Source organism: Agromyces sp. GQ35, assembly GCF_059758475.1.
Genome location: NZ_JCAXEO010000001.1, coordinates 2106496 through 2128559, shown reverse-complemented (window position 1 = coordinate 2128559; position 22064 = coordinate 2106496). Strand labels below are relative to the sequence as shown.

Annotated in this window: 15 protein-coding genes; 4 read left to right on the top strand and 11 right to left on the bottom strand. The window is 68.9% G+C overall.

Annotated features, from left to right (window positions below):
* Positions 1-21 precede the first annotated feature (21 nt).
* The 5 genes from yicI to AC6CH0_RS09790 form a co-directional block, all read right to left on the bottom strand.
* A complete protein-coding gene (gene yicI, locus AC6CH0_RS09810) occupies positions 22-2151 on the bottom strand; it encodes an alpha-xylosidase (protein WP_498100183.1) in 2130 nt (709 codons plus the stop codon).
* A 2-nt stretch (positions 2152-2153) separates the two neighbouring features.
* A complete protein-coding gene (locus tag AC6CH0_RS09805) occupies positions 2154-3080 on the bottom strand; it encodes a carbohydrate ABC transporter permease (RefSeq protein ID WP_498100181.1) in 927 nt (308 codons plus the stop codon).
* Positions 3077-4078, bottom strand: a complete 1002-nt coding sequence (locus AC6CH0_RS09800; RefSeq protein ID WP_498100179.1) for a carbohydrate ABC transporter permease — start codon at positions 4076-4078, stop codon at positions 3077-3079. The genes AC6CH0_RS09805 and AC6CH0_RS09800 overlap by 4 nt, the downstream gene beginning before the upstream one ends.
* A 70-nt stretch (positions 4079-4148) precedes the next feature.
* Positions 4149-5438, bottom strand: a complete 1290-nt coding sequence (locus AC6CH0_RS09795; protein WP_498100177.1) for an ABC transporter substrate-binding protein — start codon at positions 5436-5438, stop codon at positions 4149-4151.
* 124 nt (positions 5439-5562) lie between these two features.
* Positions 5563-6603 (bottom strand): LacI family DNA-binding transcriptional regulator, encoded by a 1041-nt coding sequence (locus AC6CH0_RS09790; RefSeq protein ID WP_498100175.1) that lies wholly within the window; start codon positions 6601-6603, stop codon positions 5563-5565.
* Between the two features lie 862 nt (positions 6604-7465).
* Here AC6CH0_RS09790 and AC6CH0_RS09785 point away from each other — a divergent pair.
* The 4 genes from AC6CH0_RS09785 (at position 7466) to AC6CH0_RS09770 (ending at position 15445) form a co-directional block, all read left to right on the top strand.
* Entirely contained in the window at positions 7466-12130 is a 4665-nt protein-coding gene (locus AC6CH0_RS09785) for a glycoside hydrolase family 3 C-terminal domain-containing protein (RefSeq protein ID WP_498100173.1), read from the top strand.
* Between the two features lie 208 nt (positions 12131-12338).
* A complete protein-coding gene (xylA, locus tag AC6CH0_RS09780; RefSeq protein ID WP_498100171.1) occupies positions 12339-13532 on the top strand; it encodes a xylose isomerase in 1194 nt (397 codons plus the stop codon).
* Positions 13533-13537: 5 nt separating this feature from the next.
* Positions 13538-14941 carry a xylulokinase gene (gene xylB / locus AC6CH0_RS09775; protein ID WP_498100169.1) on the top strand — a complete coding sequence of 468 codons (1404 nt, stop codon included), beginning with the start codon at positions 13538-13540 and terminating at the stop codon, positions 14939-14941.
* 198 nt (positions 14942-15139) lie between these two features.
* Positions 15140-15445, top strand: a complete 306-nt coding sequence (locus AC6CH0_RS09770) for a hypothetical protein (protein ID WP_498100167.1) — start codon at positions 15140-15142, stop codon at positions 15443-15445.
* A 27-nt stretch (positions 15446-15472) separates the two neighbouring features.
* On the opposite strand, the gene AC6CH0_RS09765 is transcribed toward AC6CH0_RS09770, so the two are convergent.
* From AC6CH0_RS09765 to AC6CH0_RS09740, 6 genes are all read right to left on the bottom strand, one after another.
* On the bottom strand, positions 15473-16588 hold the full coding sequence (locus AC6CH0_RS09765; RefSeq protein ID WP_498100165.1) for a glycerate kinase: 1116 nt from the start codon (positions 16586-16588) through the stop codon (positions 15473-15475).
* Positions 16585-17316: a ThuA domain-containing protein gene (locus AC6CH0_RS09760; RefSeq protein ID WP_498100163.1), complete on the bottom strand. Its 732-nt coding sequence runs from the start codon at positions 17314-17316 to the stop codon at positions 16585-16587. Before AC6CH0_RS09760 ends, AC6CH0_RS09765 begins: the two co-directional genes overlap by 4 nt.
* A gap of 41 nt (positions 17317-17357) precedes the next feature.
* Positions 17358-19391 (bottom strand): beta-galactosidase, encoded by a 2034-nt coding sequence (locus AC6CH0_RS09755; protein ID WP_498100161.1) that lies wholly within the window; start codon positions 19389-19391, stop codon positions 17358-17360.
* 125 nt (positions 19392-19516) lie between these two features.
* Positions 19517-20806 (bottom strand): ABC transporter substrate-binding protein, encoded by a 1290-nt coding sequence (locus AC6CH0_RS09750; protein ID WP_498100159.1) that lies wholly within the window; start codon positions 20804-20806, stop codon positions 19517-19519.
* Between the two features lie 81 nt (positions 20807-20887).
* Entirely contained in the window at positions 20888-21319 is a 432-nt protein-coding gene (locus AC6CH0_RS09745) for an alpha-L-fucosidase (RefSeq protein ID WP_498100157.1), read from the bottom strand.
* A gap of 81 nt (positions 21320-21400) precedes the next feature.
* Positions 21401-22060 (bottom strand): hypothetical protein, encoded by a 660-nt coding sequence (locus AC6CH0_RS09740; protein ID WP_498100155.1) that lies wholly within the window; start codon positions 22058-22060, stop codon positions 21401-21403.
* Positions 22061-22064 lie beyond the last annotated feature (4 nt).

Here is a 22064-nt window from a genome sequence, read left to right as displayed (position 1 = left end):
GTCTAAGCCCGAAACTTGCGGTCAGCCGCGGAACTCCCCGAGCGAGCCGTCCTCCTCGACGAGCGGCACGACGGCACCGCCGCGCACCCACAGCGGCAGGGTGTCGAAGTCGTGCCGCTCCCGCCGCCACCCGCCACCATCGACGGCCTCACCGGTGAACCAGTTCGTCCAGCGACCGGCCGGCAGGTAGTACTCGACGTCGCCCTCCGCGCTGAAGACGGGTGCGACGAGCAGGTCGGGTCCGAGCAGGTACTGCCGGTCGAGGTAGGCCACCGCCGGGTCATCGGGGAACGCGAGCTGCATCGGGCGCATCACCGGCGTGCCGGTGCGATGCGCCTCATGGCCGGCGGCCACGAGATAGGGCTGCAGCGAAAGCTTGAGCTTCGCGAACCGCCGGGTCACCTCGACGGCGCTCTTCCCCGGAGCCTCGTCGCCGCGGTCGAACCGCCACGGCGCCCGGTAGCTCGTCGACCCGTGCAGGCGCGAATGGCTCGACAGCAGCCCGAACGCGAGCCAGCGCTTGAACACCGCCGGGTCGGGGTCGCCCTCGAAACCCCCGATGTCATGGCTCCAGTACCCGAAGCCGCTCAACGAGAGCGAAAGACCGCCGCGCAGGCTCTCGGCCATCGACACGAACGACGAGGAGTTGTCGCCGCCCCAGTGCACCGGCATGCTCTGGCCGCCGACCGTGGCCGAGCGGGCGAACAGCACCGCCTCGCCCGGGCCGCGCAGCTCTTCGAGCACGTCGAAGACCGCCCGGTTGTAGAGCTGGGTGTACCGGTGATGCATGCCTTCTGGGTCGCTGCCGTCGTGCCAGACGACGTCGATCGGGATCCGCTCGCCGAAGTCGGTCTTGATCGCATCGACGCCCTGCGCGATCAGTCCGCGCAAGTGCCGCTGGTACCACTCGACCGCGCCGGGGTTCGTGAAGTCGACGAGCGCCATGCCCGCCTGCCACAGGTCGGACTGCCACACCGTGCCGTCGGCACGGCGCACGAGGAAGCCGCCGTCGACCCCCTCCTGGTACAGCCGGGACCGTTGGGCGATGTAGGGGTTCAGCCAGGCGCTCACGTGCAGTCCGCGCTCGTGCAGTCGCGCGAGCATGCCCTCGGGGTCGGGGAAGACCCGCGGGTCCCACTCGAAGTCGGTCCAGTGGAACTCGCGCATCCAGAAGCAGTCGAAGTGGAAGACGCTGAGCGGCAGGTCGCGCTCGGCCATGCCGTCGATGAACTCGGTGACGGTCGCCTCGTCGTAGTCGGTCGTGAAGCTCGTCGACATCCAGAGCCCGTACGACCAGTCGGGCACGATCGCGGGCCGCCCGGTGAGGCGGGTGTAGCGGTCGAGCACCTCGGCCGGTGTCGGCCCGGCGATCACGAAGAACTCGAGCGACTCCCCCGCCACCGAGAACTGCACCTGCTCGACGGCCTCGGAGCCGACCTCGAACGAGACGTGCCCCGCGTGGTTCACGAGCACGCCGTAGCCGCGGTTCGTGAGGTAGAACGGCACGTTCTTGTAGGCCTGCTCGCTCGAGGTGCCGCCGTCGGCGTTCCAGATGTCGACGGTCTGGCCGTTCTTCACGAGCGGGCCGAACCGTTCGCCGAGGCCGTAGACGAGCTCGCCGACATCGAGCGAGAGCTGGGCGTGCATGTACTCGGATGCCGCGGCGAGGCCAGTGCTCGTCACGCCGGTGACACCCGTCGGCTCCGCCGCGACCGGCGCACCGGGCGCGAGGCTGAGGTGCGCGAGTGACTTGTGCCCGCTCGACGTGTAGGTGCCGCCCTCGTGCTCGAACGACAGGTTCCAGGGCGCACCACGCACGACGCGGGCACGGAGGGTGCCGGCGTCGACCACGCCGCCCGACTCGTCGACCTCGATGAGCGCCTGATGCGCGGCATCCGTCGCGATCTCGAAGCCCCGATCATGCCGGGCACCGCGGTGGTGCTCGACCCGAACGCGGATCACGCCCTCGGCAGGGCTCGCGAGCGAGACCGTGAGCAGCGCACGATTGAGCGTGTCGCCGCGGCGCGCGATCACACGGGTGGGGGCCTCGACGACGAGTTCGCCGTCTTCGACGTCGAGCGCGTACGCCTCCTGCGCGTAGCGCGCGTCGACGCCGGGCCGCGGGAGCCAGAATCCATCGGTGAACTTCATGACTACTTGACTGCTCCTGCGGTGATGCCCCTGGTCAGGGTGCGTTGGAAGATGAGGAAGAAGACGAGGGTCGGAATCAGGCCGAGCAGCGCCGAGGCGCTCGTCGTCGTGACATCCATGAGCCGATCGCCCTGCAGCACGGTGATCGCCACGGGCACCGTCTGCGTCGCGTTCGACACGAGGAACGTCAGCGGAATGAGGAACTCGTTCCACGTCCAGATGAAGAAGAAGATCAGGAGTACCGACAGCGTCGGCCGCGAGATCGGGTAGACCACGCGCCAGAGGATCTGCCACCGGCTCGCGCCGTCGAGCGACGCGGCCTCGAGCAGCTCCTTCGGGAACGTGCCGTACACGGAGGCGAGCAGGTAGGTGCCGAACGCCGACTGGATCACGGTGAAGATGATGATCACGGCCCACTGGCTGTCGTAGAGGCCCACCTCCTTGAACATGAAGTACAGGGGGTAGAGCAGCACCTCCTGCGGGAGCATGTTCGCCAGCAGGATGAGCACGACGATCCAGAGCCGGCCCTTCACCCGGCCGATGCCGAGTGCGAAGGCGTTCAGCATCGACAGGAGCACCGCGAGCACCGCGACGACCCCCGAGATGAACACGCTGTTCAGCAGCTTCTCGGGGAAGTCGACGCGTTCCCAGAACGCGACGATGCCGTCGAAGTACAGCTCGGTCGGCAGCGTGAGCGGGCCCGAGGTGTTGTAGTCGGTGGGCGACTTGAAGGAGTTCACGAGGATCAGCAGGAACGGCACGGCGATGAAGAAGCCGAGGACGATCGCGACGACGAGCACCAGCCAGTCGCCGGGCCCACGGTGCGACGGGCCGCCCGAGCGGCGCTTGGGGGCACGGCGGTTCGGGGCGACGATGGCCGAGGTGCGGGGCGCCGAGTCGGTCTCGGCGCCGTCGAGCAGGGCGCTCATCGGCTCTCCTCCAGTTTCTCCGCGCGGTTCTGCGCGAGGATGAACACCACGCTGACCGCGGCGATGACGATGGTCAGGGCGGTCGCGATCGTCGCGCCGTAGCCGACCTGCTGCGACTGGAAGAACTCGCTGTAGGCGTAGTACGCCGGCACCATCGTCGCGGTGCCCGGCCCGCCGCCGGTGAGGGCGTACACCGGCCCGAACACCTTGAGCGCCGCGATCGTGCAGGTGAGCGTCACGACGAAGATCTCGGGCCGGATGATGCCGACGGTGATCGCACGGAACCGCTGGAACCAGTTCGCACCGTCGAGTTCGGCGGCCTCGTAGAGTTCGGGGTCGACGCGCTGCAGCGCCGCCATGAAGATCACGATCGGGTAGCCGAGCTGCACCCAGACCATGATCACCATGATGCTCGGCAACGCCGTGTCGGCACTGCCGAGCCAGTTGTGCGCGAGCGAACCGAGGCCGATCGCCTCGAGCACCTGGTTGAGGGCACCGTTCTGCGGCCGGAGAATCCAGCCGATCACGATCGCCGCGATGACCGCGGGCAGAATCTGCGGCAGGTAGTAGGTGGCCCGCAGGAAGCTCGCGAGACGGCCCCCGAACTTCTTGCCGATGAGGTCGAACAGCATCGCGGCGAGCACGAGGCCGAGCAGCGTCGGCACGAGCACCATCGCGACGATCATCGCGATCGAGTTGCCGAACGAGGTCCAGAAGACGGCGTCGCCGGCGAGCTCGATCCAGTTCTCGAGGCCGATCCACTCAGGCGGTCGGATGCCGCGGTAGTCGGTGAAGGTCAGGTAGACGTTCCACACGAGCGGCACGACGATGATGACGGCGAGCAGCGCGAGTCCCGGCACCAGGTAGGGCCAGTAGGCGCTGCGGGGCGAGCCCGGAATGAGGCTCGCGGGCGTCGCTGCACCTCTCGTGCGGCGACGTGCCGCCGGGTCGGCGTCAGGCGGCGCGGTGAGGGCGCGGGTGCTCAGCGCATCGGGCATGCTCGGGGTTCCTTCCAATGGGTCGGATGCCGCGGGGCGGGTCTCGGCCGGCCCCGCGGCATCCGCTCGGCTAACCGACGATGTCGTCGACGCCGGACTGATACTGCTCGCCGAGCTGCTGCTGCACCTCGGCCGGGGTCTTCGTGCCGTTCACGAGCTCCTGGAGGCCGGCGTTCAGCTCGTCATAGAACGTCGAGGTGGGCCAGTCGGGGTAGAACGCGAGGCCGTCGCGCTCGGTGAGCGTGTTGAAGTTGCCGATCAGCTCGGCGCTCTTGGCGTCGGTGATGTCGGCCTCGTCGGCCGCCACCGGCACACCGCCGTTGTTGCCGATGATCGCCTGGATCTCGGGGCGCATCGTGATGTCGATGAACTCGTAGGCGAGTTCCTTGTTGGCCGCCCGCTCGGGCACGACCCACATGTTGCCGCCCGAGCCGGGCGACATCTCGGCCTCGGGGAAGAGGAACGTGCCCCACTCGAAGCCGGTGATCTCGGTCGTGAACCGGTTGTGCCACCAGCTGCCCGAGAAGAAGATGGGCGCGTCGCCGTTGATGAACGCGACACCGGCGTCTTCGGCCTTCAGCCCGCTGGAGTCGGTGCTGATGAAGCCGCGGTCGGTCCAGTCCTTCACGGTCTCCGTGGCGAAGGTGATCTCATCGCCCTCCCAGTCGACCGGACCCTCGTAGAGCTGGTAGTCGTCGACGAATGCGCGATCGGCCTTGGTGAGCGCGAGCTGGTACCAGAGCTGGCCGAGCGGGTACTCGGCGGCGGACTCGCTGAGCGGAGTGACGCCCTGGTCGGCGAAGGCCTGCAGCACCGCCTCGAACTCGGCAAGGGTGGTGGGCACCTCGAGGCCGGCCGCGGCGAACGCGTCGACGTTGTAGTACACCTCGACGAACTCGCCGTAGTTCGGCACGCCGAACCAGCTGCCCGAACCCATGATGCCGTCTTCGTCGTACCGGGCGGTGGTCTGCAGCGACGGGGCGAGCTGGTCGGCCCATCCGTACTCGTCGACGGCGTCGTCGAGGCTGCTCAGCAGGCCTTGGCTCGAGAGCAGGCCGGCGGTCGCGTTGCCCTTGTTGTACTCGAGCAGGTCGGGCGCCTCATCGGAGTTCAGCACCTGGCTCGCGGTCGAGCGGATCTGCTCGAAGCTCTTCTCCTCGAACTCGACCGTGGCACCGGTCTCCTCCTCGAAGACCTTGATGGCCTCCGCCCAGGCGAGTCCCATTGCGCTCGACTCGCTCTCGAAGTGCCACATTCGCAGCACGTTGTCGTCGCCCCCCTGGTCTGCTGAGCAGCCGCTCAGGGCGAGTGCGGTGATGGCGAGCGCCGCTGCGGCGCCCAGCTTCCTGGTGTGCTTCATTGCTACCTCCTCGGTGTGGGTACTGCTGGTGCGTTCCGGCCGGCGATGGTCGAAACGCTTCGATGATGGTGAGACGGGCGGGTGGGTCGGTGGTGTCGGGTGTCGCGCCGGTCGTGCTCGGCGCTCAGCCTCCCGACGTGGGCGGGCGGCCTGGCGCGGCGACCGAACCCCGGTCGCGGTACTCGGGGGCGATCAGATGCACGCCGGGCTCGGGCGGAGCCTCGGAGAGCAGCCGCATCGCGAGATCGACCGCCAGGTCGCACGATGCCTGCGGCACGAGCGGCACGGCATCGATGGCTGGATGGAACGCGCCGGTGTCGAACGTGGCGCCGACCGAGACGAGTGAGATGTCGATGGGCACACGCAGTCCGCGACGCGCGAGTTCCTCGGTGACGGCCGCGTGCGCCGTGTCATCGCAATGCAGCACGAGCGCGGTGACGCCCTGTGCGAGCAGTGACGCGACCATCGTGTGCACACTCTCGGCTGCACGGCGCGACGAACCTCCGATCGCGGGCGACCCCATGGCGACGCGCACACCGCGGTGCGCGGCACGCGCCTCGAAGCCTGCGCGCACCCGCGGCGGGAAGTTCGAGCGCACGTAGGCCTCCGCCGGGTGGCCGACGAAACCGATCGCACGATGACCGGCGTCGGCCAGGTGATCGACCGCAAGCGCGGCTGCTTCCTCGAAATCGAGGTCGACGCAGACGAGACCGTCGTGGTCGGTCGGCAGGCCGACGAAGACGGCGGGGATCTTGAGACGCCGAGCCACAGCGACCCGCTCGTCATCTGGTGCCACGTCGAGGACGATGACACCGTCGGCCAGCCCGCTCGACGCGACCCTGCGCATGCCGGCCGATGCCTCCTCGTCGGTCAGGAGCAGGATGTCGTAGTCGTGCCGCCGGGCAGCGATCGAGGTGGCGAGCACGAAGGCCATGTGAGCCGGCGCGTAGGTGTCGGCCCGGAACGGCTCGGTCAGGGCGAAGATGTTCGTGCGCCGGCCCGCCAGCATTCGCGCTCCGGCGTTGGGCTCGTAGTCGAGTTCGCGAACGGCTTCGTCGATGCGCCGCCGCGTCTCAGCCGAGATCGTGCGCTTGCCGCTCAGGGCGTACGACACGGTGCTGATCGACACGCCGGCGGCCTCGGCCACCTCGTGGATCTTCGCCATCAGGACTCCATCGTCTAAGCGCTTCGACTACTCGTTCGAAGGGCACTGTACGCAGAGTTGCCGGACCACCGCAAGTTCTTTTGTGGAATTGGCAAACAAATAGGGTGGTCGCTGCGGGCCGAGGTCGACAACGCATGTGTCGACCCACAACAAGGTCAACAAGGATGCCGCCATTCCACTGAGTGCCCGACCGGACTGAGCCGGCACGTTCACCTCACCGACGTGCTGCGTATCCGACACAGACGCCGCACTGACTCGGATTCAAGCGACCCAACACATTTGTTCGCCAGATCCACAAAAGACCTTGCGGTGGTCCGGCATCTCTGCGTACAGTGCCCTTCGAAGCGGTCGAAGCGCTTTCCGATGACGACGGAGTCACGACATGGTCACGATGCACGAGGTAGCCCGCGAGCCGGGCGTCTCGACCTCGACGGCGGTCGCGAGTTCTCTTCTCGCCGCACGCCCGCAGCGCGGGCTCGAAGTCCCCGGGCATTCGTCGGTCGTATCGGTCGACCCGAGATTCACTTGTCCCGCGGCGGTCGATTCGCTCATCGAACGGATCCACGACAGCAAGACGCCGCCTACCTACCAGGATCTCGCGCCAGCCGGGGCGCGCGGAACCCGCCGCTGAGAAGTCGCGCGAGAGTGAGGAGTCGTCGTGTCTACACCATCGAAGCGCTTCGACAACCGAGACACCGAGCAGATCGAAACAGGTTGGGGCCGACCGGTTCCACGTTCAGTGAGGAGCGATGAGATGCAAGGAACTGGCCCAACGCAGAGCACGAAGTCACGATGGAGAACTCCTGCATCACGCGCGATCGCAACGCTGACGACAGGAGTTCTCCTCGCGACGGGAATGGCGATGGCGCCGGCCGTCGCGGCACCCGGTGATGCCGGCGGCTCCGCGAGCGAGCTGTCATCCACCCGGTACCCGTTCCAGGATCCGTCTCTGGCACCGAATGACCGTGTCCGCGATCTCGTCTCGCGGATGACGCTCGACGAGAAGGTCGGCCTGTTGCACCAGTTCAGCGCCGCGGTGACGCGCCTCGGTGTTCCCCAGTTCCGGACGGGAACCGAGGGCTTGCATGGTCTGTCGTGGCTCGGGTACGCCACGGTGTTTCCGCAGTCGAGCGGCATCGGAATGACGTGGAACCCCGATCTCGCGGAAGAGATCGGGAACGTGGTCGGCAGGGAGACGCGCGCGTACAACAGCGTGGACGCCCGATTCAATGGCCTCAATGTCTGGGCTCCGGTGGTCGACACGGCACGCGACCCGCGCTATGGCCGCATTTCCGAGACGATGTCCGAGGATGCCTTCCTCGCCGGACGGATGGCCTCGAGCATGGGTGGCGGCATGCAAGGGCGTGCCGACGACATGTACTACCAGACGATTCCGACGCTCAAGCACTTCGCCGCCTACGGCCAGGAGGAACAGCGCACCTCCTACTCTGCCAACGCGAGCCCGCGGAACCTGCACGAGTATTACTTCAAGGGCTTCCGCGACACCATCGAAGACGGCACCGTCAACGGCGTGATGACCGGCTACAACCTCATCAACGGCAAGCCTTCGATGGTGATGCCCGAGGTCTCGGACGACATGTATGGCGAATGGGTTCCGGGCGGCCTCGAAGGCGCGTTCTTCGCAGTCACCGACGCTGCGTCACCAGGAAATCTCAGCGGCCAGAACGCCTATTACCCCGACAGCCGGCTCGGCCAAGCGGCTTCGATGGCGGACTCGGTTCGCAACGGCATTGCTGCGATGACTCCGAGCGACACCGATACGCCGACGACGCGCCGCTGGTTCTACGAGGCACTCGGTCGCGGCATGCTCACCGAGGCCGACATCGACAAGACGATCCACGGTGTTCTGCTCGTTCGCCTCCACGCCGGCGACCTCGACGTCGACGCGATCAACCCCCACAAGATGCTCAACAAGCGGAACGCCCTCGACACGAGCGAGCACCGGGCCGTCGCCGCGCAGGCAGCGCACGAGCAGGTCGTCCTGCTGAAGAACGAGGGCGGCATCCTGCCGCTCGCGAAGTCTGCCGATGTCGCGCTCGTCGGCCCGCTCATCGACGAGAGTTCGACCGACTTCTACTCGGGGACGTTCCCGTATGTCACGTTGATCGACGACAAGGTCAAGGACAAGGTCGAGGCCGGAGAAGGCTCCCTCGCGGTCAGTCGCGGCATCGACACCGTCGCCCTGAAGGTGCTCAACGGCTCTGGCGCTCCCGCCGACAAGTTCCTGGTCGCAGGTGAAGCCGCCTCGTCCCCGCTGACGGGAACCGGCACGAGTGCCGATGACCCCAAGGCGCAGTTCCAGCTCTATGACTACGGCTACAACAACCTGCTGCTGCGCTCGGTTGATACGGACCGCTACGTCGCTGCTCGTGGCCCGGGGAACACGCTCACCGCGGAGGCCGACCCGCCGGGGTTCCAGTCCGCGAACCGCGCTACCGCGGAGTGGTTCACGAACCAGAACTTCGGAATCGTCGCGCGATCCGGCGATGCCGTATCGCTGCGCTTCTCGAAGGACACGGGCGTCGTGAGCCCCACTCAATCCGCCAACGTGTTCGTGAACACCGATGCGCCGCACAACGTCCAGCACAACGGCAGCGAGAGCAGCGCAAACCGCCAGTTCGAGCTCATCACGGTGCAGGATGGCGCCGCAGATGCCGTCGCCAAGGCCTCGACGGCAGACGTGGCCGTCGTGGCGGTGGGAGACCAGCCGCACCTGACGTCGCGCGAGACCAACGACCGGCAGTCGACCGGAGATGGAATCGAGCTTGCGGCAGCTCAGGAGGAGTTGATCGATGCCGTGGCTGCAGCGAACCCCAACACGATCGTCATCGTTGTCGGCAGCTACCCGTTCGACATCACGGGTGTTCAGGCGAACCCCAATGTGAAGGGCATCCTGCACACGAGTCACGCCGGTCAGGAACTCGGCAACGCCGTCGCCGACGTGCTGTTCGGTGACTACGCCCCTGCCGGTCGCCTGAGTCAGACCTGGTACGCCGGCCTGAGCGAGCTCCCAGCGATCTCGGACTACGACAACATCAAGGGCAAGCGGACCTACCAGTACCACGAGGGTGAGGTCATCTATCCGTTCGGCTTCGGCATGACGTACTCGGACTTCGAGTACTCGGGCATGTCTGTTGCGCCCACGACCGTGGAGAACACTGCGGTCGACGACGCATCGGTCGACGTGCAATTGACGGTCGAGAACGCCGGCGAGGTGGCGAGCGACGAGGTCGTCCAGATCTACGCCACGTACGACAGCCGTGAGGACTCGCGCGTCGAGCACCCCGGTCGGACGCTCGTCGGCTTCGAACGCATCCATCTCGCCGGGAGTTCCGGCGGGATGGTGCAGTCAGCCGACGTCTCGATCCCGGTTCGCCTGTCCGACCTCGCCATCTGGGATGTATCCGAGGGCCGGTTCTTCGTCGAACCGGGCACGTACACGATCTCAGCGGGTCGCTCGTCGGCGGACGATGACCAGCTGGCCACGGGCACCCTGACCGTGACGGGCAGCCCGCTTTCTGCGCGAAACCTGGGCGATGTCACTGCGGCGTACAACTTCGACGACTACTCGTTCACGGACCTCACGGAGACCGGCCTTCGCGCCGACGTCATCCCCGTCTCGGTCCACGAGGACGATACCTACGGGATATCCGTCCGCAAGGCCGGCGCGTGGGTGAAGTACGCCGAGGTCGATCTCTCCGATCAGCCGGCTGGGATCGCGCTGCGTGCCTCGAATTCGAACACCACGCCGGCAGAGCTGGAGGTCTGGGCGCACGGCCAGAGCAGTGCCGAGGGCGGTGTCCGGCTCGGCACGGTGCAGGTTCCGGCGACCGGGCACGCCCAGACGTTCGTCAACGTGGGTGCGAATCTCAGCGACGTCCCCTCGGGCACGGCGGATCTGTACCTCGTGTCGCCTTCTGCGGACGTGGCGATCTCCTGGCTTCGTCTCGGCACGCTCGAGCCGGCGCAGTCCGGTGACGTCAGCGTGACGGTGAACCACTACAACTCCGACATCAGCACCTCGCTCTCGCGCTTCCACGTGAAGGTGCCCGCTGTCGTGGGGCAGTCGGGCGGCAGCCTGGTGATGGAGTCGGCGATCGCGCTTCCCAAGGTCGCCACCGGCGGGGTTTCGTGGTCAGTGACAACTCCCGACGGCGGGGCGACGAGCCTGGCCACCATCAGCGCGCAGGGCCAGCTCACGGCTTCGGGCACTGGCGACGGCATGGTCCGGGTGGTTGCAACCTTCCCGACGGTGGACGGCTCGGTGTCGGGCTCCACAGACGTCGAGCTGCGTAACCAGACAGTTCCCGTCAACACCAACGCCGAGGCCGTTGTGATCCGCAGCGGTTGGGACTCTCGGCCGCAGGATATCTCGTGGGGTCCGAACCAGTTCGGTTCGTTCGGCTCCATCTACCAGCATCGGGGAAGCGTCAAGCTCAGCGCCGTGACCTACCCTGATGCGGCAGCGGCCCGACCGGTGACGTTCGCCCTTGCGGACAAGGACGGGAACGCGACCGATCTGGCTGAGATCGTCGTCGAAGGTGCCGGCTTCATCGAGGGTCAGACCTCTGGTGACAACAACCGCGCCTACAACGCGACGCTGAACGCGACCGGTGCCGGCAACGGCGACGTCTACGTCACCGCGACGACGGAGAACGGGCTGAGCTGGACCTCGAAGATCGTGATCCAGGGTCAGGACACCCGCAGCTTCTCCGGTGCGCGCTACGAGGCCGAGCTGTTCGACGGACACGGCAACATCGGAGGAGCGGCGTCCAACCTTCGGGCTGACAATGTCCACGGCGATGACGTCGGCATGCAGCTGAACCGGATCCGCAACGGCGACTGGGCGGTCTACCGCAACGTCGACCTGGGTCAGGCCTCCTCGTCAACGATGCACCTGCGCTACCTCAAGGCATCGTCTGCGGCGGCGAAGATCACGGTGATGGCTGATGACCCGGTCTCGGGAGTCAAGCTGGGCGAGATCTCACTCACGGGTGACCTCGACCTCGACTCTGTCGAGGACTACCGCGACCCGGTCTACGAGTGGGAGGACGTCAGCTTCCCGGTCGAGACGCCTGCAGGTGTGCACGACGTGTACTTCGTGTTCGAGGTGTCGTCCGCGGTGCCCGACACGGACATTTCAAGCACCTACGGGGCGGCAGCGGGTTGGCTCGATCTGGGCATCAACTGGTTCGGTCTCGAGGCCACGGCCGCGCCTCCGCTCGAGGTGACCGGAGTCGTCTCCCAGAGATGCGTCGCGGGCAAGGTCGTGCTCGTCACGAAAGTGACCGGAGATCCAGATGTCGCGACGACGCTGTCGATCGCGTCGCCGTACGGCACCAAGGAGGTGGCATCGCTCCCCCCAGGGAAGACGAAGTCGGCCTCATTCACGACGCGGAAGAGCGCGATCACCGGCGGCGAAGTCACCGTCGTGGCCACCGCTCGATCGGGTGAACCGGTGTCGGTGACGGTGCCGCTCGCGTACGACGCGTACGACTGCGGCTGATGGTTCGAACCTTCCTCTGGGGCCGACTGCGCTCACGTCTCCGCATCTCCGCGATGCTCGAGCACGCCCGAGAAGAAGGCGCCGGAACGCCGTGTCGACGACGGGAGATTCATGAGGGTCGGAGCGATGGCATCTTGCGTCAGACGAGAATGGGCAGGTATGTTGTACATGCCAACAAATCATCGAGGACGCTGAAAGGCGACACACCATGGCGAACGCCCCCACCCGCGAAGACAAGTTCTCCTTCGGTCTCTGGACCGTGGGCTACAACGGCACCGATCCGTTCGGCGGCCCCACGCGGCATCCGCTCGATGTCGTGCAGGTCGTCGAGAAGCTCGACGAGCTCGGCGCCTACGGCCTGACCTTCCACGACGACGACCTCTTCGCGTTCGGATCGACGGATGCCGCGCGCCAGACCCAGATCGACCGTCTGAAGGGTGCGCTCGAGTCGACCGGCCTCATCATCCCGATGGTCACGACGAACCTGTTCAGCGCACCGGTCTTCAAAGACGGCGGCTTCACCGCCAACGACCGCGATGTGCGTCGCTACGCCCTGCGCAAGGTGTTCCGCCAGCTCGACCTCGGCGCCGAGCTCGGCGCGAAGACGTTCGTCATGTGGGGAGGCCGCGAAGGCGCCGAGTACGACGCCGCAAAGGACATCCGCCAGGCGCTCGAACGCTACCGCGAGGCGGTCAACCTGCTCGGCGACTACGTCACCGACAAGGGCTACGACATCAAGTTCGCGATCGAGCCGAAGCCCAACGAGCCTCGCGGCGACATCCTGCTGCCGACGCTCGGCCACGCGATCGCGTTCATCGACTCCCTCGAGCGCCCCGAGCTCGTCGGCCTCAACCCCGAGGTCGGCCATGAGCAGATGGCAGGCTTGAACTTCGCCGCCGGCATCGCGCAGGCGCTGTTCCACAACAAGCTCTTCCACATCGACCTCAACGGGCAGCGCGGCATCAAGTACGACCAGGACCTCGTCTTCGGCCACGGCGACCTGCACAACGCGTTCGCGCTCGTCGACCTGCTCGAGAACGGCGGCCCCGGCGGCGTGCCCGCCTACGAGGGTCCGCGCCACTTCGACTACAAGCCCTCGCGCACCGAAGACGAGAAGGGCGTGTGGGAGTCCGCCGCGGCGAACATGCGCACGTACCTGCTGCTCAAGGAGCGCGCCGCGGCCTTCCGCGCCGACCCCGAGGTGCAGGAGGCGCTCGAGGCCGCCCGCGTCCCCGAGCTCGCGGTGCCGACGCTGAACGAGGGCGAGACCTACGCCGAGTTCCTCGCCGACCGCTCGGCGTACGAGGACTTCGATGCCGACGCGTACTACGGCGGCAAGGGCGGCGGCTTCGTGCGGCTGCAACAGCTCGCGACCGAGCACCTGCTCGGCGCGAGGCGCTAGCTCACATGACTGAGCTCGTCGCCGGTGTCGATTCGTCGACGCAGGCCTGCAAGGTCGTGATTCGGGATGCCGCGACCGGGGCGCTCGTTCGTTCGGGTCGCGCTCCCCACCCCGACGGCACCGAGGTCGACCCCGCCGCGTGGTGGGGCGCCCTGCTCTCGGCGTTCGCCGACGCGGGCGGGCTCGACGATGTCGCGGCGATCTCGATCGCCGGCCAGCAGCACGGCATGGTCGTGCTCGATGGCGAGGGCCGCGTCATCCGCGACGCCCTGCTCTGGAACGACACGCGTTCGGCGCAGGCCGCACGCGACCTCATCGCCGAGGTGGGCGCCGCCGAGTACGCCCGGCGCACGGGCGTCGTGCCGGTGGCCTCGTTCACGGCGACGAAGCTGCGCTGGCTTCGCGACGCCGAACCGGATGCCGCGGCGCGCGTCGCCGCGGTGGCACTCCCCCACGACTGGCTCACCTGGCGGCTGCGCGGCTACGGACCGGCCGGGGAGTCACTCCTCGGCCCGGTGCTCGAGGAACTCACGACCGACCGGTCCGACGCGAGCGGCACGGCGTACTGGGGCGTCGACGGCTACGATCGCGAGCTCCTCGCACGCGCGCTCGGGCACGACGCGATCCTCCCCCGGGTGCTGGAACCACACGAGGCCGCAGGCAGCACGCCCGACGGCATCCTGGTCGGCGCGGGCGCCGGCGACAACGCCGCCGCAGCACTCGGTCTCGACGCGGCATCCGGCGATGTCGTCGTGTCGATCGGCACGAGCGGCACCGTCTTCGCGGTCACGGATGCCGCCACCGCCGACGACTCGGGAACGGTCGCGGGCTTCGCCGACGCAACGGGGCGGGGCCTTCCCCTCATCGCCACGCTCAACGCCGCCCGCGTGCTCGACGTGACGGCCGGCCTGCTCGGCGTCGATCACGCCGAGCTCGGGCGGCTCGCGCTCGAGGCGGCGCCCGGGGCATCCGGGGTGGTGCTCGTGCCGTACTTCGAAGGCGAACGCACCCCGAACCGCCCGGACGCCACGGCCTCGTTCGCAGGTCTCACGCTCGCCAACACCACTCGAACGTCGATCGCGCGTTCGGCCATCGAGGGCCTGCTCTGCGGCCTCGCCGACGGGCTCGACGCCGTGCGAGGGCAGGGTGTCGCGGCATCACGGGTGCTGTTGATCGGCGGGGCGGCGCAGAACCCCGCGGTGCGTCGCATCGCCGCGCAGGTGTTCGACCTGCCGGTCGTGGTGCCCGCACCCGGTGAGTACGTCGCCGACGGAGCCGCTCGACAGGCGAGCTGGGTGCTGTCCGGGGCACGCCCGTCGTGGCCGCTCGACCTCGATGAGGAGCTCGCGATGGACACGCGCCCGCTCATTCGCGAGCAGTACGCGCGCGCCGCCCGAGTCGGCGCCTGACGGGCATTCTGCTCGAACTCAGGCCCAGTCCTGTCGCGCCGGATCCGCGTTCTCCGTGGTCCCGTGCGACAGGACTGGTCCCGAGAGTCTGAGCGCGGCCTGCACGGCGGGCAGCTCAACTCGTGGCGCAGGCGCATAGCATGGGGAGCGAGACGTCGCCCTGATGACGGCGCCCCGACCACGAGTGAGGGAGCGATGATGTCCGAATCGAACCGACCCGCCGAGCAGCAGCCCGACGAGCCGAACCTGCCCGCCGACGCGGTCGATGCCAGCGACGAGGTCGAAGGCAGCTACACCGAGGTCGACGGAGAAGCACCGCACGAGCGCACCGTCGCCGGTGACTACACCCGCACCGACGGCGTCGCCGACGACGAGTCGGCCGTGGGCGAGTACACCTCGACCGAAGAGCATCCCCAGACGCACGATCCGGCTGCACCCGAGGGCGACTACGTGAGCGACGAGCGCCCGAAGCCGCACCCGCATCCGGGCCTGCACCACATCTGACGACGCCGAGGCGGCGGTGCGGACGAGTCAGTCCGCGCTGCCGAGCTCCCGGCCTGCCGACCATTCCTCGGCGAGCCGCGCCCCGGCCGCCTCGAGCCAGCGGATCGGATCCGCCATCGCGGCGGCGGCACCGCCGGCGAGCGTGGTCAAGGCGACGGTTGCCGCGAACCCGCGCGGCTCGGCCGTGATCGCGCCGGCGACGAGCGCCACCGGCACCCCCGCAGCCGCCGCCAGTCGGGCGACCTCGCTCGGCGCCTTGCCCGCCTCGGACTGCCCGTCGAAGCGCCCCTCGCCGGTGATCACCAGTCGGGCATCGGCGAGGTTCCGATCGAGCCCGATCGCGGCGGCGACGAGCGAGGAGCCGCCGCCCATCTCAGCTCCCCAGGCGAGCAGCCCGAAGCCTGCTCCACCCGCAGCGCCCGCACCGGGAGTCTCGGGCGAGACTCCCGGTACGAGTCGGGCGAGCCGCGCGAGGTTGCCGTCGAGCACCTCGACCATCGCGCTGTCCGCGCCCTTCTGCGGCCCGAAGATCGTCGCGGCGCCGAGCTCGCCGAGCAATGGGTTCGTGACGTCGCCGAGCACCACCGCGCCGCCGCTCGGCAGCGGGCGCAGTGTCGAGAGGTCGACCCGGGCGAGCGTGCCGAGACCGCGATTGCCGAGTCGCACCGGGCGCCGGTCGGCGTCGAGGAACCGACCGCCCAGGACCGCCAACGCCCCGACTCCCCCGTCGGTGCTGGCGCTGCCGCCGAGAGCGAGCAGCACTCGTTCGACTCCGGAGTCGAGGGCGGCGTCGATCGCCTCGCCGAAGCCGGCCGAGTGCGCGTCGAGCGGCTCGAGCGGGTCGAGCAGGGTGATGCCGGAGGTCGCGGCGAGTTCCACGACGCCGGTGCCGTCGGGCAGCAGCAGCCAGTGGGTCGCGACCGGCTCCGACACCGGGCCGCGCACGACGACGGGCATGCGCCTCGACCCGGTCACGGCCGCCTCGAAGGCGTCGAGCGTCCCCTCCCCGCCGTCGGCCATCGGTCGCAGCACGACGTCGTCGGCGGGCCGTGCCGAGTGCCAGCCGCGGGCGAGGGCGGCTGCGGCATCCGCTGCGCTCGCCGTGCCCTTGAATGAGTCAGGGGCGAAGACGACGCGGCTCACCGGTCGTTCGCCGTGAGTGCTGGCACGCGGGCGAGCCAGGCGAGCGAACGCCCGAGCAGCTCGCGGTGGCCAGCCGAGTCGTAGGAGCGCGCGTCGTGTCCGAGCGCGTCGTAGACGAGCCGGGAGTGCCCGAACTCGCGCGCCCATACGAGCGGGTGGCGCGTACCGTCGTGCTCGTGCTCGGCGATCGGCTCGATCACGGCATCGAGCCGGAAGTCGGTGTACCGCTCGTCGAAGACCGTGAAGTCGGCGAATCCCTCGGTGATCGCATGGTTGCCGACGAGGTGCACGTGGGCGTCGCCGATGGGCGGATGCCAGGAATGCCCGCGCACCCAGCGGGCACCGAGCGCTCGCTCGTACGCCGGGTAGTCGCGCAGGCTCGCCGCGGCGGCGTGCAGGGCGAGGATGCCGACGCCGCGCTCGATCGCCGCCTCGAAGACGGCATTCGCGGCGACGAGCCGGGCCGGATCCGGTGCAGTTGCGCTGGACGCCTCGATCGCCGGCGCGTCCGCGTCCTGCCGCGTGATCGGCCCCTCGGGGTCGCCCGCATTCACGATGATGAGGCGAACATCGTCACCGAGCTCCGCCAGCGCGGTGTCGATGTCGTCGGCCACGGTCACGGCGAATCCGGCGGATTCGGCGAGCTCCGCGAGCCGCGGCGTCGTCTCTGAGTACGGGTGCCATGGGTCGGCGTAGCGACCGGAGCCGCTCAGAATGACGGCACGCATGGCGCCTCCTCGCGTTTGGGGCATCGTATCGCGCTCGGCGCTCACGCGTCCTGCCGCAGGAGCACCCAGTCGAACGGAGCGAGCGCGACCTGGTCGACGTGACGGCCGGTGACGGCGTCGACGCCGGCGATGTCGATCGTCACCTCGGCCTCGTGCGCACCGTGGTGGATGAGGGTCAGGAGGGAACCCCGCCGGGCGGCCTCGACGTGCGCGGGCAGGCCGGCGACGACGGGTTCGATTCCGGCGTCGGCGAGCACGTGGTCGACGATGGAGCCGACCCCGGCCTCATCGGGAACGGTGGCGAGGTAGCGCGCCACGCCCTGCGCGGTACGACGCGCGGTGAGGGCCGGATGCCCCTTGCGGCGGCCGCTCGTGAAGGTCGCCTCGACCGCGGCATCCGTCGCCACGATCTCTTCGGCGAGGTACGTGCCGACGCCCGCGACCCTGTTCGACACGGTGGCACCGGCATCGTCGCGTGCACCTGCGAACGCCGCCTCGCGCTCACCCGGTCCCGCGGCACCGGTCGCGACGAGCGCCCCGAAGTCCTCGAGACGAACTCCGCAGAGCTCGCCGAGCTGCGTGAGGAATCCGCCATCGCGGAACCGATCGTGCTCGTCGACGATGTCGGAGAACGGGCCGGCGAGCAGATGACCGCCTCCGTCGACGAAGCTCGTCAGCGCCAGAGCCCCCTCGTCGCGCAGCAGGTACAGCAACGGCGCGATCGCAAGGGAGTAGCGGGCGTCGACGCGCTCGGGCGGCACGATGTCGACCTGCACGTGCCGCCGGTGCAGAGCCCGGTACCAACGCTGCACGACCTCGAGGTAGTCGAGCTCGTTCATGGGGTGGTCGGAGGCCTCGACGGCCCACCAGTTCTCCCAGTCGAAGACGAGCGCGACCCGGGCGTCGGTCTCGCCGGCCGGCGCGGACGGCAGCGTGCCCTGCGCGCTGAGCGCGCCGAGTCGCCGGCCGAGCTCGGTGACCTCGCTCCAGGTTCGGGTTTGGGTGCCCGCGTGCGGCAGCATCGCCGAGTGGAACTTCTCGGCGCCCGCCCGGGACTGCCGCCATTGGAAGAACAGGATGCCGTCTGCGCCGCGACCGATCGCCTGCGCGCTGAGTGCCGCCATCTGGCCGGGCGACTTCGGCGCGTTCGACGGTCGCCAGTTCAGCGCGTTCGTGGCCTGCTCCATCAGCAACCACGGCACCTCGGGCTTCAGCGAGCGCATGAGGTCGCGCTGGAACGCCGCGGCACGGAACGACTCGGGGTCGTTCGGGTCGGGGTAGGCGTCGTCACTGATGACGTCGACGTGCGGCGCCCACTGCTCGTAGTTCGCCGGCTTGAACGCCCCCATGAAGTTCGTCGTGATCGGCTGCGTCGCCCCGGCCGCGCGGATGATCTCGCGCTCCATGAGGTAGCACTCGAGCAGCATGTCGCTCGTGAACCGGCGGTAGTCGAGCAGCTGGCCCGGGTTGTGGCTGTACGGCGCCTTCCGGGGCGGGAAGACCTCGTCGAACGACTGGTAGCGCTGCGACCAGAAGTTGGTGCCCCACGCCTGGTTGAGCGCGTCGACGCCGGCGTAGCGGGCGGCCAGCCAACGACGGAAGGCGTCGCGCGCGGCATCCGAGAAGTCCATGTTGACGTGGCAGCCGTACTCGTTGTTGATGTGCCACATGACGACGGCAGGGTGCCCCGCGTAGCGCTCGGCGATCGCGGTGACCAGCTCGCCGGCGAGGCGCCGGTAGACCGGCGACGAGGGCGCGAACTGCTGCCGGCTGCCCGGCCAGTACGTTGCGCCGTTCTCATCCTGCGGGAGCAGCTCGGGGTAACTCGCCGAGGCCCACGGCGGCGGCGAGGCGGTCGCCGTCGCGAGGTCGACGGCGATGCCGCCCTCGTGCAGCAGGGCGATCACGCGGTCGAGCCATGCGAAGTCGAACTCGCCCTCACGCGGCTGGATTCGCGACCACGAGAAGATGCCGAGGCTCACCATGGTGACGCCGGCCTCGCGCATGCGCGCGACGTCGTCGGGCCAGATCTCTTCGGGCCACTGCTCGGGGTTGTAGTCGGCGCCGTAGTGCACGGTGGGAATCCTCCAGCTTCGCGAATGGGAAAGCGCATTCCAGTGGTCGCTCCCAGACTAGCGTGCCACGGGCGCCCGGGTCGCGATCGCGACCCGGGCGCCCGTGGCACCGAACGGCGGATGTCTCAGCCGAGAATGACTCCGGCCTCGGTGAAGAATTGGTCGACCGCGTCGTCGACGCTCAGCGCGCCGAGGCCGATGGACTTGCCGAGGTCCCAGAAGGTCTGCTCGAGCGAGCCGTACCCGACGACCGGAACCGGCGGAGCGTCGCCGATGCGGTCGGCGACCGAGTCGAGGTAGTCGGCCACCTGCGCGTCGATCCCCTCGAGCGTGGTGCCGGCGAGCTTCGTCTCGGACGCCGGGAAGCCGAGCGTCGTGCCGAAGATCTCGCCGGCCGCCTCGCTGTTGACGATGTAGTCGAGCCAGAGTGCCGCCGCTTCGGGGTGCTCGGTGTCGGCGGAGATCGCGACCTGCAGGCCCGCCTGCCGGTAGAGGTCCTTCTCGCCGGGCTCGTCGGTGGGCGGGGCGACCAGCGTCACGCCGGAGGCACCCGAGTCGGCGAGGTACCCGCCGAGGAAGTTGCTCCAGCTCGCTTCGCTCGCGGTGAGGCCGGCTCCGAAGCCCGACTTCGGCGCGATCTCTTCGAGTCGCTGTTGCGGCACGGCGACGCCGTCACGCGCTTCGGCGCCCGAGTTCCAGAAGTCGCGCAGCTCGTCTTCGGTGAATCCGAGCTCGCCCTCTTCGGTGTACAGGTTCTTGCCCTGCTGGCGCAGTTCGTTCTCGAAGGTCTGAATGCGCTGCGTCATGTCGGTGCCGCCGTAGACGGTTCCGCCCGTGGCATCCGTCACGGTCTTCATCCAGTCGATGTACTCCGCGGTGCTCGTGCCGCCCTCATAGGGCTCGACGCCGGCGGCGGTCACCAGATCGTCGTTGAGGAAGACGGACCAGGCACTGTAGCCCGTGGGCAGTGAGTACTGCACGCCCTCGAGCTGGCCGGTCTGACGCAGGGACTCCTCGAAGGCGTCGAAGTCGATCTGGTCGACGACCGTGTCGAGGTCGAGCAGGAGGCCGGCCTCGGCGTACTCGCGCAAGTAGGAGTCGGAGAACTGCCAGACGTCGGGCAGGCCCCCGCCGGCTGCCTCGGTCTGGCGCTTCTCCCAGTACGACGGGAAGTCGGTGAACGTGCCCTCGATCGTGATGTTCGGGTGCTCTTCCTGGAACGCGTCGATCAGCGCCTGGTACCGCTGGGCGCGGTCGTCGTTGCCCCACCACGTGAAGCTGAGCGTGACCTCGGCCTCGGGGTCGTAGGCGGCGGCCTCGTCGGTTCCGCTCGCGCAGCCGGTGAGGGCGAGCAGTGCCGCTCCGGTCAGAGCTGCGGTGGCGAGCAGGCCTCGCCGTCGGCGATTCGTGAACATCGTCGTCCTCCAGGTGGTTCGTGGGCTCGGGCGCGCCTCCGTCGTTGGAAAGCGCTTCCCGAAACTGTAGCGTGAACCGATTCAATCGGTCAATGAGCGAATGTCACGGATCGGTTTCGATCGCTCGCGGCGTGCGCGGCAGCCCGCACGACGGGTGCCACGCACGCCATGGCCGATCGCGATACGCCACGACCATTTGCACACGCACGACGGGTGCCACGCACGCCACGGCCGATCGCGATACGCCACGACCATTTGCCGCAAACGGGTGATCTCGCAACGGTCGTGTGTGCGCAAAAGGTCGTGACGCGCGGGTGGGCGTACGGGCGCGTCGGCGAGCGGTGAGATGAGGTCGCGCTTCGGCCCGCGCGCGACCGTCGTGAGCTCCCCCGAACCGGGCGCCGGCCAGCGCGCGATGCCGTCGTGGTGCTTCGTCGTCGGCACGACGTCGTCGGCACCCACTTCGCCGGGCACCGCACCGAGTGCACCCGTCGGCTCGACCCATGCCGGCACCGAGTACGCGCCTCAGTGCACGAAGATGCCGAGGGTCGCGTCAGCAGCCCACGGCGGCAGGACGCGACGGGTCGCCTCGAGTCACGCCCCCGCCCCGCGCCGACGGCGTGGGCGCTCGGGCACCGCGACGATCGCGAGGGCGACGCAGCCGAGTGCCGGAATGGCGAGCGGAACGAGCTGCCAGGTCACCACGACCGCGAAGACCGCTGTCGCGAGCAGGTAGCCCGCGCCCGCGAGATCGCCGCGGAGCGTGCCCGGCACCTCACGGAGCGCCCCGAGCCAGCCCGACTCGGGGCTCCACCGACCCGCCGCGGTGAAGAGCACGAGCACGAGCGCGGCGACCCCGAGCCAGCCCACCAGTCCGATGAGCGGCGCACCGGGCAGGGCTCCGGATGCCGCGAGGTCGAGGTCGAGCGCGAGCACGAGCCCGACGGCGACGGATGCCGCGCCGACCGCGATGCCGCCGGCGAGCGCCGACCGCACATCACGCCAGAACCACTCGAGCCCCGAGTCCTCTGCACGCAGGAAGCGCCCGAGATGCCGCACGCCCGCGGCGAGCGCGACGGGCAGCGTGATCACCGGCAGCGAGAGCAGCGCCACGAGGACGCCGACGAGCAGCACTTCGCCGAGGAGCCCGAAGGCGCTCCGCGCACCGGCGAAGCGCGGCGGCGCGGTCTCGGCCGTCGGGCCGCTGCCCGACTCGGCTGCCCGACGCTCCGCGCGTTCGGTGGCTCGCGACATCCGC

Excerpts from the sequence above, each read along its gene's own strand:
- AC6CH0_RS09770 (WP_498100167.1), top strand. The coding sequence starts at position 15,140 with ATGTCCGAATCGAACCGACCCGCCGAGCAGCAGCCCGACGAGCCGAAC.
- AC6CH0_RS09790 (WP_498100175.1), bottom strand. The coding sequence starts at position 6,603 with ATGGCGAAGATCCACGAGGTGGCCGAGGCCGCCGGCGTGTCGATCAGC.
- AC6CH0_RS09800 (WP_498100179.1), bottom strand. The coding sequence starts at position 4,078 with ATGCCCGATGCGCTGAGCACCCGCGCCCTCACCGCGCCGCCTGACGCC.
- AC6CH0_RS09760 (WP_498100163.1), bottom strand. The coding sequence starts at position 17,316 with ATGCGTGCCGTCATTCTGAGCGGCTCCGGTCGCTACGCCGACCCATGG.
- AC6CH0_RS09795 (WP_498100177.1), bottom strand. The coding sequence starts at position 5,438 with ATGAAGCACACCAGGAAGCTGGGCGCCGCAGCGGCGCTCGCCATCACC.
- yicI (WP_498100183.1), bottom strand. The coding sequence starts at position 2,151 with ATGAAGTTCACCGATGGATTCTGGCTCCCGCGGCCCGGCGTCGACGCG.
- AC6CH0_RS09740 (WP_498100155.1), bottom strand. The coding sequence starts at position 22,060 with ATGTCGCGAGCCACCGAACGCGCGGAGCGTCGGGCAGCCGAGTCGGGC.
- AC6CH0_RS09785 (WP_498100173.1), top strand. The coding sequence starts at position 7,466 with ATGGCGCCGGCCGTCGCGGCACCCGGTGATGCCGGCGGCTCCGCGAGC.
- AC6CH0_RS09750 (WP_498100159.1), bottom strand. The coding sequence starts at position 20,806 with ATGTTCACGAATCGCCGACGGCGAGGCCTGCTCGCCACCGCAGCTCTG.
- xylA (WP_498100171.1), top strand. The coding sequence starts at position 12,339 with ATGGCGAACGCCCCCACCCGCGAAGACAAGTTCTCCTTCGGTCTCTGG.
- AC6CH0_RS09805 (WP_498100181.1), bottom strand. The coding sequence starts at position 3,080 with ATGAGCGCCCTGCTCGACGGCGCCGAGACCGACTCGGCGCCCCGCACC.
- xylB (WP_498100169.1), top strand. The coding sequence starts at position 13,538 with ATGACTGAGCTCGTCGCCGGTGTCGATTCGTCGACGCAGGCCTGCAAG.